Here is an 11915-nt window from a genome sequence, read left to right as displayed (position 1 = left end):
CCTTTTCGCGGGGAGAGTCAGATGTGTATAAGAGACCGCCCCCGGCCCGCGCGCCAGCGAAGTCCGCTACTCTCCGGCCGGACCCGCTACCCGCATCGAGGTAGCGGATCCGGCCGGAGAGTAGCGGATTTGGTCGTGTGCGGGCGGGCCGGGTCAGACCGCCCAGCGGCCGCCCGCGCTCCACGGATCGCCGGACTGCGGTCGGCCGCGGCGGGCGTGCAGGAACCTGCCGACCACGGCCGCGCCCAGGTCGTCGACGTCCGGGGCGACCACCGTGCCGCCCACCCGGCGGGCCAACGCGTCGAGGAAGCGCCCGAGCCCCGGGTCGTGGCCCAGCCGGAAGAAGGTCGTCTGCGTCCCGAACCCCGCCACGCGGTCGAGTTCGTCGACCGTCGCCCGGAGGGTCTCGGGCGCCGGCGGGTACCCGAACCACGGATCCCCGCTGCCCAGCAGGTGGGCGGTGGGCTCGCCGTCGGTCACCACCAGCAGCACGGGTTGCATCGACGGGTGCCGGCGGAAGAACCGGCCGGCCAGCAGCAACGCGTGGTGCAGGTTGGTGCCCATCTCGTAGCGGGGATCGAGCGAGAGCAGCTCCTCCATGGTCCTCGTCTGCGCGACGCGGCCGAACGAGATGAGCTGTAGGCGATCCTGCCGGAACCGCGTGCCCACCAGGTGGTGCAGGGCGAGGGCCGTGCGCTTCATCGGCACCCACCGCCCCTCCATCGCCATCGAGAAGGACGTGTCCACCAGCAGGGCCACCGCCGCCTGGGTGCGCGCCTCCGTCTCGCGCACCTCGATGTCGTCCGGGAGCAGCCGGATCCCGGAGCCCGGATCGCCCCCGTCGGCGGCGACCCGCGAGATCGCGTTGGAGATGGTCCGGGGGACGTCCCACGACTCGACGTCGCCGAACCGCCACTCGCGGCTGGACCCCGTCTGCTCGCCCGCCGCCCCCGACATCCGGGTGTCGCGGGACCCGGTGCGGCCCGAGAGCCGACGGGCGGCGTCGCGGAGCAGCGCCCCACCGAGCCGGCGCAGGGCCGCCGGGGACAGCCTGAGGTCCCCGTCCGGGCGCCTGCTGAGGTACCCGGACTCGCGCATGGACTCCTCGAGCCGCGCCAGCGTCCGGAGGGAGACCGCAGCGTCACCGCCGAGGTGACGGGCCACGGCGTCGAGGTCCAGCTCCGACAACGGCGACCCGGCGCTGCCCTGCGCGAGCTGCTCGGCCAGCGCGTCGAGGTGGCCGAGCTCGGCCATCGCGGCCGCGCCCTCGGACACGCCGAGCCCCTGATCACCCTCGAACTCGGCGGAGCCGTCCCAGTCCTCGCCGGGACGCAGCGTCTGCAGCAGACCGTCGAGGCGCCCGAGCTGCTCCATGAGCTCCGGGGAGCCGAACGCCTGCCGGGAGAGCGCCATGAGCTCCTCGCGCTGCTCCGGGGTCATCGACCGCATCATGCGCTGCGCGGCGGCCGCCCGCGCGGCCAGCGCGTCGATCAGCTCGTCGATGTTCTCCGGCCGCTCCGGGAACGCGTCCGCGTGTGCGTCCATGAAGCGCCGGAAATCCTCGGGGGTGTCCTCGCCTCGGGAGTGCTTGTCGAGCAGCTCGGTGAGGTCGGTGAGCATCTCGGACACGGCCGCGCGGTCGGCGTCGGTGGCGTTCTCCAGGGCCTGCTTCATCCCGGCGAACCGCGCGTCCAGGGCCTCGGCACCCAGCAGGTCCTGGATCCGGCGGTAGGCGTCCCGGGCCTCGGGGGACGCCCAGTCGTAGTCGGACAGCTCCCCGACGGCGGCGGCCGGGGAGGCGGGGAGGGTGTCGATGGTCATCTCCCGCAGGGTGCGGTCCATCGGATCCATCCGCGTGTCGCGGGCGAGCTGCCCCCGCTCGGCCGTCAGCGCCCTCTCCAGCAGCGCGGCCACCTCCTCCAGGGTGCCGCCCAGGTGGTGCCGTTCGAGAAGCTCGCGACGCCGCCGCTGCACCCTCCCGGCGAGCTCGTCGAGGCCGGCCTGCCCCCGTCCCCCGCGCCGCAGGAACTCCCGCATGGACTGCTCGGGCGAGTACCCGGCCATCACCCCCTCGGACACGGCGTCGAGCGCCTCGGACAGGTCGAGCGGGGGCGCGAGCGGGTCCGGTCCGCCGGTGAACCGCCCGTAGCGGGCCTCGCGTTCGTGTCGTGCCATCGCGCACCTCCTGATCCGGTGGGCCTCTCGGCCCCGGTCGTCTCAGCCGTAGACTGCCGCGCCGTCCCCGGTCTCCTTGGACAGCCGCCGCGAGAGGTACAACCCCTCCAGCGCGAGTTCGATCGCGCCCGCCCGCTCCCCCACCGTCGCGGCACCGAGACGGTCGGCGATCCGGTCGTACAGCCCGGGGTCGGCGAGCCCGGGCAGATCCCCGAGGAACTCCTCGGCGGTGACGCTCGCGCCGGTCGTCAGCGTCACCGAGCCGTCGAACGCCTCGACGAGCGGCGCCAGGTCCAGCCCGCGGAACAGGTCGCGCACGACGTCGACCGTGGCGCTGCGGAGCAGGTAGCGCAGGATCTCCGACTCGCGGCCCTCCTCGCCCGGCTCGAACTCGATCTTGCCGCGCAGGACGTCCACCGCGGCGTCGACGTCCACCAGCCGGGCGACCGCCTCCCCCGGGTCCCGCGTCCCCCGGACGGCGGCGCGCCGCCGGGCCGCGGCGGCGACGGTCTCCGCGCCCGCGATCGCGACTCGCGCGGACACCCCCGAGGCCTGGTTGACCGAATCCGAACCCCGCAGCGCGCGCGTGAACCGGGCGAGCAGCTCCATGAGCGCGTCCGGCACGGCGGCGGTGAGCTCGGCCTCCTGGCGGATCACCTCGATCTCGTCGGCCAGCTCCAGCGGGTAGTGGGTGCGGATCTCGGCTCCGAAGCGGTCCTTGAGGGGGGTGATGATCCGGCCGCGGTTGGTGTAGTCCTCCGGGTTGGCGGAGGCCACCACCAGGACGTCGAGCGGCAGCCGCAGCACGTAGCCGCGGATCTGCACGTCGCGCTCCTCCATGACGTTGAGCAGCGCCACCTGGATGCGCTCGGCCAGGTCGGGGAGCTCGTTGAGTGCCACGATCCCGCGGTTCGCGCGCGGCACGAGCCCGTAGTGGATGGTCTCCGGGTCGCCGAGTCGTCGCCCCTCGGCCACGCGCATCGGATCGACGTCGCCGATCATGTCCGCCACGGAGGTGTCCGGGGTGGAGAGCTTCTCCACGTAGCGCTCGGAGCGGTGCCGCCACTCGATCGGCAGCGCGTCCCCCTCGCGGGCGATCCTCTCCCGCGTGGCCTCGGTGATCGGGGCGAGCGGGTCCTCCCCCAGCTCCGAGCCCGCGACGACCGGTGACCACTCGTCGAGCAGCCCCACCAGCGTGCGCAGCAACCGGGTCTTGCCCTGGCCGCGCTCGCCCAGCAGCACGATGTCGTGGCCCGCGATGATCGCCCGCTCCAGCTGCGGGATGACGGTCGTCTCGAAGCCGTGCATCCCGGGCCACGGGTCCCGGCCGGCGGCCAGGTGCGCGAGGAGGTTCTCGCGCATCTCCTCGCGCAGGGTTCGGCTGGCGTATCCGGCGGCGCGGAGCCGCCCGAGGGTCTGGACGTCCGGGGTGTCGCTCACCCCGCCCACGGTAACCCTGCGGCGCCGCCCGTGCCGGGGTCATAGGATGGCCGGATGCGTAGCGTCCTCACCCTGGTCCTCAACATCGTCTGGCTGGTGACCGCCGGAGTCTGGCTGTTCCTCGGCTATGTGGCCGCCGGAATCCTGGCGTTCATCTTCATCATCACCATCCCGTTCGGCGTCGCGAGCTTCCGGATCGGCGCATACGTGCTGTGGCCGTTCGGTCGGGAGGTGGTCGACACCGGCCGCTCGGGCGGGGCGAGCACCGCCGCCAACGTCATCTGGTTCCTCGTGGCCGGTCTGTGGCTGGCCCTGGGGCACGTGGCCACCGCGCTCGCCCAGGCCGTGACGATCATCGGGCTCCCGCTGGCGTGGGCGAACCTCAAGCTCATCCCCGTGACGTGCTTCCCCTTCGGCAAGGAGATCGTCCGCTCCGACCGCGCCACGATGGTGCCGGTCGCCAGGCACTGACCGCGCGGACCGGCCGCCGGTGCGCGGTTCGACCGGGCGGCTCGATCGGGCGGCTCGATCGCGCGGCTCAGTCGCCCGTCCGGGGCTGGTGGTGGCTGGCGATGGACACGCGGTTGAACGCGTTGATGAGCACGATCGTCCACTCCAGCGCGGACAACTGCTCGGTGTCGAAGTGCTCCGCGGCGGCCTCGGTGGCGGCGGTCCGTTCGGTGACGTCGTCCAGGCGGGTGAGTGTCTCGGCCAGCCGCAGCGCGGCCCGCTCGGGGCCACCGAGGGCGTCGAGGTCCCGCCAGGCGGGGAGAAGGTCCAGGAGTTCCCGGGAGACCCCCGCCTTGCGCGCCGCCGGGACGTGCGTGGCCAGGCAGGCGGCGCACCCGTTGAGCTGCGAGACCCGCACGTTGACCAGCTCGAGCAACGAGTGGTCCAGCCCGGCCTCGACGGACGCCTCGCGCGAGGCGACCGCCGTGCGTACGAGCTGCCTGTAGACCTCCCGCTGGGCGCGGTCCAGCTGCGGCACGCCCACGTCAGGCGGTCCCGCCGCGCGACCACGCGCGGTCAGCCACGGGCTCGCGGGTCCGGGTTGACCCGTGGTTTGAGGGTGGTGCCGGGCAGCCGCGGCGCGGGCAGCCGGGTCAGCCCGTGCGGGTCGTGGCCGATGTAGCCGTCGACCCGGCCGAACCTCTCCGAGCCGGACTCCCACTCCTGCCGGTAGCGCGCGATCTCGTCGTGGCTGCGGCCGATGAAGTTCCACCACATGACGATCTCCTCCCGCAGCGGCGTCCCGCCGAGGAGGATCATCCTGGCCGGGGTGGACCCCGCGTTCCGGAGGGTGAGGGTGGCCTCCCCTACGCCCGTATAGGCCAGCTGGGCGTGCTCGACGGTGACGCCCTCGAGCGTGACGTCGCCGGCGTCCACCAGCACCCCGTGTTCGAACTCCGGGTCCACCTCGAGCCGGACCGCCGCGCCGGGGTCGAGCCGGAGCTCCGCGCCGAGCAGGGGGGTGAACGTCGGGATCGACGACGACGAGCCCAGCAGCGACCCGATGAAGACCAGCGCCGAGCCACCCTCGAAGGTCACCGGCTCGGGCGCATGATGGTCGAACCTGCGCCCGCTGGTCTCGCGGTCCGACTCGGGCAGCACGATCCAGAGCTGCACTCCGTGCAGCACGGTGGTGTCCTGGGTCGACACCTCGGTGTGGCAGATCCCGGCGCCGGAGGTCATGAGGTTGACCTCCCCCGGGCGCACCACCGCGTGGTTGTCCCCGGAGTCGTGGTGGGTCACGGCGCCCTCGAACAGCCAGCTGACGGTCTGGAGCCCGGTGTGCGGGTGGGACGGCACGTCCATGCCGCCGGTGGCCGAGACGTCGTCGGGTCCGTAGTGGTCGACGAAGCACCAGGCCCCGATGAGCGAGCGCTGCCGCTGCGGCAGCGTCCGCCTGACGGTCATGGCCCGCGGCCCGCCGAGCGGGACGTCCCGGGAGGTGATGATCTCCACGGCCGCTCCGCCGTGCGCGGGCCCGCCGGGTGCCCCGCCAGCCCCGCACCCGATCTCCGCCGGACGGGTCTCCAGGTTGCTCATCCGATCCCCCCGCTCACCCGGTGGCCGCGCTCATTCGGCGACCTCGCTCATCTCGGCCCGGGCCTCGGCGGCCTCGCGGCGCAGCTCGAGCTTCTTGGCGTTGATCCTGCCCCCGAGGGCCAGGGTGAGCGCCTTGTCCACCACCGTGACGGGGAGGTGATCCAGGAGACGGCGGCCCAGATCCCACCGCACGGCGTAGCGGTGGCGGGGCCGGGGGGTCGTGCCGGCGGTCCACACGGCCTGCGCGAGGACCGCCGGGTCGGTGGCCTTGTCGTCCTCCCCCGCCGCCATCTCCCCCATCACCGCGGCCATGGCCGCGAAGGGCGAGCCCGGGAGCGTGGACTCCTGGAACCGGCGGCGGATCGAGGCGGTCATCCCGGTGCGGAACGGGCCCGGCTGGATGATCACCACGTCCAGGCCGAGGAACATGAGCTCGCGCCGCAGTGCGTCGCCGTACGCCTCGATCGCGTGCTTGCTCATGGCGTAAGCGCCGTTCATGGGCATCCCGTGCTGGGGGCCCGTCTCGGAACTGATGAGCACCACCCGCCCGCCACTGGCGCGGAGCAGGTCGAACAGCGCGTGCACCGTGCGGACGGTGCCCATGACGTTGACGTCCAGCACGTGCTGCACGCGGTCGGGGTCGGTCTCGCCCAGCGGACCGATGCCCAGGACCCCGGCGAACGTGATCACGGCGTCGAGTCGGCCGAACTCCTCGCGCACGCGGTCCGCCACCTCCTCGAGCGAGACGGAGTCGGTGACGTCCGCGGCGAGCGGGGTGATCCCGGCCCCGCCGGGGGGTGCCGTGAGGTCCACGGCCACGACGCGCCACCCGTGGCTCGCGTAGAGCGTCGCGGTCGCGGCCCCGAGACCGCCTCCGGCCCCCGTGATGACGACGACGGGATCGGTGGTTGCGGTGGTATCCATACCCAGACCGTACCGCCGGGGTCAGACGCCCGCCGTCAGACCCAGCTTGCCGGCCAGACGATCGATGTACGCCAGCACCTCGTCCTCGGCCCGGTCCGGGGTGCCGTAGACCAGCTCGTGGACCCCGAGCTCGCGGTACGCCTCGATCGTCTCGGGCATCGGCTTGCCGTCGAGCACGACGATGTACGGCTCTCCCTCGCGGCCCGCCTCGGCCCAGAGCTCGCGCAGCAGCCGGACGCTCCCGGCGATGTCCCGGGAGATCGGGGTGGTCATCCAGCCGTCGGCGCTGCGGCAGATCCACTTGAAGTTCTTCTCGTTCCCGGCCGCGCCCACGAGGGTGCGCGGGCCGGGCCGCTGGACGGTCTTGGGCCAGGCCCAGCTGGGGCCGAAGTCCACGAACCGGCCGTGGTACTCGGCCTCGTCGTGGGTCCACAGCTCCCGCATCGCCTCGAGGTACTCGCGGAGCATGGTGCGGCGCAGCGCCGGCGGCACGTCGTGGTCTGCCATCTCGTCGAGGTTCCAGCCGTAGCCCACCCCGAGCACGGTGCGGCCGTCCGAGAGGTGGTCCACCGAGGCGATGGTCTTGGCGAGGGTGATCGGGTCGCTCTCGACCGGGATCGCGACGGCGGTGCCGAGGCGGATTGTCGACGTCACCGCGGAGGCGGCCGCGAGGGCGACCCACGGGTCCAGGGTGCGGCTGTACCGCTCATCGGGCAGCTCCGCACCCCCGGTGCCCGGGTGTGCGGCCTCGCGACGCACCGGGATGTGGGTGTGCTCGGGCACGTAGAACGCGGAGAAGCCCGCCTTCTCGGCGGCCACGGCGGCGGTGGTCGGCCGGATCCCACGGTCGCTGGTGAACAGGGTGAGTCCGAATTCCATGTGTCTCCTCGTGCGCGTCCGCCCCGCCTGCCGACACCTGACCAGACAGGTGTCCAGCGACGGCTGCCGACAGACTAGCGCACCACCGCGACGGGCGGGCAGACCTCACCCGGACCGCACACGGCGGGATCACCCGGCCCCGACTGCAGCCGCTGCATGGTGTGGTCCGAGACGTAGCGGAAGATCTCGTTGCCGGGCGTGGTGCGCGAGAGCGCGTCCGCCGCCAGCAGCATGACCGCCCCCGTCCAGGTGCTCAGCTCGACGGGCCACCGCTTGCCGTCGGCAAAGACGAGGCCGGTCCAGTACGAGCCGTCGGTGTCCCGCAGGTGCTGCATGTTGGTGAACTGCTCGAGCGCCTGCTCGTGGCGCCCCGCCGCCTCCAGCGCGATCACCAGCTCGCACGTCTCGGCGCCGGTCACCCACGGCCGGTGGTCCACGCAGCGGATGCCCAGGCCGTCCACCACGAAGCGGTCCCACGCCGAGTCGAGCCGGGCCTGCGCCTGCTCCCCCACCATGACGCCGCCGAGCACCGGGTAGTACCAGTCCATGGAGAACTCGTCCTTGGGCGTGAACAGCTCGGGATGCGCGCGCAGCGCGTGGCCCAGCCGGTGGGCCGCCGCGTCCCAGTCGGGCGCGGTCTCGCCCAGTTCCTCCGCGATCGCCACGCCGCAGCGCAGGGCGTGGTGGATGCTCGAGGAGCCCGTGACGAGCGCCTCGTCGGTGAACCCGCCCTCCCCCGAGCCCCACCACATCTGGCCCTGCGGGCCCTGGAAGGTGAGGACCAGGTCGAGCGCCCGGCGCACGGTGGGCCACATCGATTCCAGGAACCCCGGCCGCGCGGTGACGAGGTGGTGGTGCCACACGCCGACGGCGACGTACGCGCAGAAGTTCGAGTCGGTGTCGGAGTCCACCACCTCCCCGTCCTGCCACCTCACCGGCCAGGATCCGTCCGCGCGCTGGGTGTCCCGGAGGAACCCGTAGGCCTTCTCGGCGGCCTCCCACTGGCCGGCCACCGACAGCCCCATGGCCGACTCCGTGTGGTCCCACGGATCGGTGTGTCCGCCGGTGAACCACGGGATCTCGCCGCTGGGGCGCTGCACGGACGCGATCCACTCGCCGGTCGCCCGCGCCGCGTCGGCGTCGAGGACCCCGGGCACGCCGGGGATCGGACGGGCGGGCCCGGTCCCGTTGCTCTGGGTGCGCACCACCGATCAGGCCTCCGCGGGCTTGCGCAGGTAGAAGACGATCGACTTGCCCATCACCGGGTTGAGGACCTTTTCCGCCGTGCGCGTGATCCAGGGGCCCTTCATGAGGTCCCACACCAGGAGCTTGTGGTACGCCTTGGGCAGCGGGTGGTCGTCGTTCTCCGTCCCCACCGCGCACTTGAGCCACCAGTACGGGGCGTGCAGGGCGTGCGCGTAGCCCGTCCCGGTGACCTCGAGCCCCGCGGCGCGGAGCTTGAAGCCCAGCTCCTCGGCGGTGTAGATGCGGCAGTGGCCACCCGGGTTCGAGTGGTAGGCGTCCGAGAGCTTCCAACAGAGCTTCTCGGGCCATTCGCGCGGCACGGTCACGGCGGCGACCCCGCCGGGCTTGAGGATGCGGACCAGCTCCGCGATCGCCTTGGTGTCCTCGGGGACGTGCTCGAGCACCTCCGAGATCAGCACCAGGTCGAACGTGGCGTCCTCGTACGGCATGTTCAGCGCGTCGCCGGTGACGGCCTCGCCCCTGGACTCCGGCAGGCCCTCGCCCTCGGCCTCCATCGCCGCGAGCATCTCCGACACCTGGCGCATCTCGTCGGCGTTCTGGTCGAACGCGGTGACGTCGGCGCCACGGCGGAAGAGCTCGAAGGTGTGGCGGCCGAGGCCGGCCCCCACATCGATGGCTCGCATGCCGGGGGTGACCCCCAGACGGGAAAAATCAGCGGTCAGCATGCGGCGTCCTCCTGCTCACGTATGTCGCGCTCACCGGAGGCCGGGAGCACCTCGGGCACATCGTCGGTGATGTGCTCGTCTATCTCTGCCTGATCCGGTCCGATGACCGGCCCGGCGGTGAGGTCCGGCAGCGCCTCGCCGCGGACCCTGGCGATGGCCGTCTCGTAGACCTCGACGGTCCTCCTGGCGACGGCCGCCCAGCTGTAGCGCTCCATCACCCGCGCGCGACCGCCCGCCGACAACCGCCGGCGCTCGTCCGGGTCCGCCAGGAGCGCGCCGATCTCGCGGGCGAGCTCGTCGACGTTCCCGGGCTCGACCAACCGGGCGGCGGAGTCGTCGGTGCCCACGACCTCCGGCAGGGCCCCGGCCCGGGTCGCGACCAGCGCGCAGCCGCTGGACATCGCCTCGACGGCCGGGAGCGAGAAGCCCTCGTACATGCTCGGCACCACCGAGATCTCGGCCCTGCCGACGAGATCGGCCAGCTCGTCGTCGTCGACCCCCGACACCAGGTCCACCGCGTCGCGCAACCCCAGCGAGTCGAGCAGCCTGGCCGCCTCGCCCTTGGGCTTGAGCTTGGAGATCAGCGTCAACCGCACGTCCGGGTGCTCCTCGCGGACCTTCGCCAGCGCGCGCAGCAGCACCGGCACACCCTTGAGCGGCTGGTCGGCGCTGGCCACGCACACCAGGCGGCCGGGCTCACGCCGGCGCCGGTCGTGGAAGCGGTCGGTGTCCACCCCCAGCGGGATGGTGACGATCCGGTCCGGGTCCACGCCGAAGTCGGTGGCGATGTCCTCCGCCGAGTTGCTCGAGACGGTGATGATCTCCTCGAGCTTGCGGGAGACCCGCATCTGCATGCCGAGGAAGCCGAACCAGCGCCAGGTGGTGATCTTCTTCCGGAGCGGGGCCTCCTTCATCGCCAGGCCGCGGTCCCGGGTGATGGGGTGGTGCACGGTGGCCACCACCGGGAACCCGGCCTTCTCGAGGTCGAGCAGGCCGGTGCCGAGGCACTGGTTGTCGTGGACCACGTCGAAGTCCGCGAGGCGGGACCGCAGGGTCCGGGCCGCCCGCAGGCTGAAGGTCCGGGGCTCCGGGAAGCCGGCCGTCCACATGGTGACCACCTCGAGCACGTCGATCCAGTCGCGGATCTCCCTGGGGTGCGGGGTGCGGAACGGGTCGGCGTCGTTGTAGAGGTCCAGGCTCGGGACCTCGGTGAGCGTCGGGCCGGGATCGAGCTCGGGGTACGGCTGACCGGAGAACACCTCGACGGTGTGCCCGAGCGCGGCCAGCTCACGGCTCAGGTGCCGGACGTAGACGCCCTGTCCACCGCCGTGGGGCTTGCTCCTGTACGAGAGCAGTGCGATTCGCACGGGTCGAGCCTCCTTCCGGTCATCGGGCCCCGGTCGCGACGCGGTGCACGCGGCGGGTCGGGGCACATCGAGCAAGTCTAGAACACGTTCGGGTCCAGCGATAATGCGGCCGAACGAACGACCGGACCCCCGGGCGCACGAGGCGCCCGGGGGTCCGGTGACAGCCGCGAGGGCTGTCGGCAACCGATCCGTCGAGCCGGATCAGTAGCCCAGGTCGTCCAGTCGCACCGACGCGCCGGTGGCGTCGCCGAAGCCGTCCTCGGGACCGTAGAAGCCGTCGCCGTAGTCCGGGATGGAGTACGCGGCCGCGCGGGCCTCCTCGGTGGGCTCGACCGTCGAGTTCCGGTACCGGTTGATGCCGGTGCCCGCCGGGATGAGCTTGCCGATGATGACGTTCTCCTTGAGGCCCACGAGCTTGTCCGACCGCTTGTTGATGGCGGCGTCGGTGAGCACGCGGGTGGTCTCCTGGAACGAGGCCGCCGAGAGCCACGAGTCCGTGGCGAGCGAGGCCTTGGTGATGCCCATGAGGACCGGTCGCGCCGAGGCCGGCGAACCGCCCTCGGCCAGCACGCGGCGGTTCTCCGCCGTGAGCTCCGCACGCTCGACCAGGGCACCGGGCAGGAACTCGGTGCTGTTCGAGTCGTTGATCGCGACGCGGCGCATCATCTGCCGGACGATCACCTCGAGGTGCTTGTCGTGGATCGACACGCCCTGCGCCCGGTAGACCTTCTGCACCTCGTCGACGAGGTGCTTCTGGACGCCGTTCGGGCCGAGGATCGCCAACACCTCGTGCGGGTCCGCCGGACCCTCGAGGAGAGCCTGACCCCGCTCCAGGTGGTCACCGTCGACGATCGGACGGGACGAGCCGTCCTCCAGGATGACGTGCGCGAGCCCCTGACGCTTGGACAGCTTCTCGTACACGATCTCGTCCGCGCCGTTGTCCGGCACGATCGTGATGGTGTAGAAGCGCTCCTCCTCCTCGAGGCGGATCCGGCCCGCCTCCTCGGCGATCGGAGCCTTGCCCTTGGGCACGCGGGCCTCGAAGAGCTCCTGCACTCGCGGCAGACCACCGGTGATGTCGTCGCCGACGCCACCCTGGTGGAAGGTGCGCATCGTGAGCTGGGTACCCGGCTCGCCGATGGACTGGGCG

General features: G+C 72.5%; 10 protein-coding genes and 1 pseudogene. 1 reads left to right on the top strand and 10 read right to left on the bottom strand.

Features of this window, described 5'->3' with window-relative positions:
- Positions 1-153 precede the first annotated feature (153 nt).
- Positions 154-2175: a vWA domain-containing protein gene (locus B4M60_RS10585; RefSeq protein ID WP_291083407.1), complete on the bottom strand. Its 2022-nt coding sequence runs from the start codon at positions 2173-2175 to the stop codon at positions 154-156.
- A 42-nt stretch (positions 2176-2217) separates the two neighbouring features.
- Positions 2218-3615: a sigma 54-interacting transcriptional regulator gene (locus B4M60_RS10580; protein ID WP_291083404.1), complete on the bottom strand. Its 1398-nt coding sequence runs from the start codon at positions 3613-3615 to the stop codon at positions 2218-2220.
- Positions 3616-3669: 54 nt separating this feature from the next.
- Here B4M60_RS10580 and B4M60_RS10575 point away from each other — a divergent pair, with 54 nt between their 5' ends.
- A complete protein-coding gene (locus B4M60_RS10575) occupies positions 3670-4086 on the top strand; it encodes a YccF domain-containing protein (RefSeq protein WP_291083401.1) in 417 nt (138 codons plus the stop codon).
- Between the two features lie 67 nt (positions 4087-4153).
- Here the strand turns inward: B4M60_RS10575 and B4M60_RS10570 are convergent, their stop codons facing one another.
- The 8 genes and pseudogenes from B4M60_RS10570 to B4M60_RS10535 form a co-directional block, all read right to left on the bottom strand.
- On the bottom strand, positions 4154-4609 hold the full coding sequence (locus B4M60_RS10570) for a carboxymuconolactone decarboxylase family protein (protein ID WP_291083398.1): 456 nt from the start codon (positions 4607-4609) through the stop codon (positions 4154-4156).
- Positions 4610-4641: 32 nt separating this feature from the next.
- Complete coding sequence (locus B4M60_RS10565) at positions 4642-5664, bottom strand: pirin family protein (RefSeq protein ID WP_291083395.1); 1023 nt, start codon at positions 5662-5664, stop codon at positions 4642-4644.
- Positions 5665-5694: 30 nt separating this feature from the next.
- Positions 5695-6588: an SDR family NAD(P)-dependent oxidoreductase gene (locus tag B4M60_RS10560; protein ID WP_291083392.1), complete on the bottom strand. Its 894-nt coding sequence runs from the start codon at positions 6586-6588 to the stop codon at positions 5695-5697.
- Between the two features lie 21 nt (positions 6589-6609).
- A complete protein-coding gene (locus tag B4M60_RS10555; protein WP_291083389.1) occupies positions 6610-7467 on the bottom strand; it encodes an LLM class F420-dependent oxidoreductase in 858 nt (285 codons plus the stop codon).
- 74 nt (positions 7468-7541) lie between these two features.
- The gene (locus B4M60_RS10550) at positions 7542-8672 is read right to left on the bottom strand and encodes a prenyltransferase (protein ID WP_414646786.1); all 1131 of its coding nucleotides are present in this window, start codon (positions 8670-8672) and stop codon (positions 7542-7544) included.
- Between the two features lie 6 nt (positions 8673-8678).
- Entirely contained in the window at positions 8679-9398 is a 720-nt protein-coding gene (locus B4M60_RS10545) for a class I SAM-dependent methyltransferase (RefSeq protein ID WP_291083386.1), read from the bottom strand.
- Positions 9392-10765: a glycosyltransferase family 4 protein gene (locus B4M60_RS10540; RefSeq protein ID WP_291083383.1), complete on the bottom strand. Its 1374-nt coding sequence runs from the start codon at positions 10763-10765 to the stop codon at positions 9392-9394. Before B4M60_RS10540 ends, B4M60_RS10545 begins: the two co-directional genes overlap by 7 nt.
- A gap of 201 nt (positions 10766-10966) precedes the next feature.
- Positions 10967-11915: pseudogene (locus B4M60_RS10535) on the bottom strand (DNA-directed RNA polymerase subunit beta'); the annotation flags it as partial.

This window comes from Dietzia sp. UBA5065 (assembly GCA_002415925.1).
GTDB lineage: Bacteria > Actinomycetota > Actinomycetes > Mycobacteriales > Mycobacteriaceae > Dietzia.
The sequence above is the reverse complement of the archived record's forward strand: the minus strand, read 5'-3'. Positions and strand labels throughout refer to the sequence as shown.

Bases quoted from the DNA above. Each gene is read 5' to 3' on its own strand.
- B4M60_RS10555 (WP_291083389.1), bottom strand. From the start codon at position 7,467: ATGGAATTCGGACTCACCCTGTTCACCAGCGACCGTGGGATCCGGCCG.
- B4M60_RS10575 (WP_291083401.1), top strand. From the start codon at position 3,670: ATGCGTAGCGTCCTCACCCTGGTCCTCAACATCGTCTGGCTGGTGACC.
- B4M60_RS10560 (WP_291083392.1), bottom strand. From the start codon at position 6,588: ATGGATACCACCGCAACCACCGATCCCGTCGTCGTCATCACGGGGGCC.
- B4M60_RS10565 (WP_291083395.1), bottom strand. From the start codon at position 5,664: ATGAGCAACCTGGAGACCCGTCCGGCGGAGATCGGGTGCGGGGCTGGC.
- B4M60_RS10545 (WP_291083386.1), bottom strand. From the start codon at position 9,398: ATGCTGACCGCTGATTTTTCCCGTCTGGGGGTCACCCCCGGCATGCGA.
- B4M60_RS10585 (WP_291083407.1), bottom strand. From the start codon at position 2,175: ATGGCACGACACGAACGCGAGGCCCGCTACGGGCGGTTCACCGGCGGA.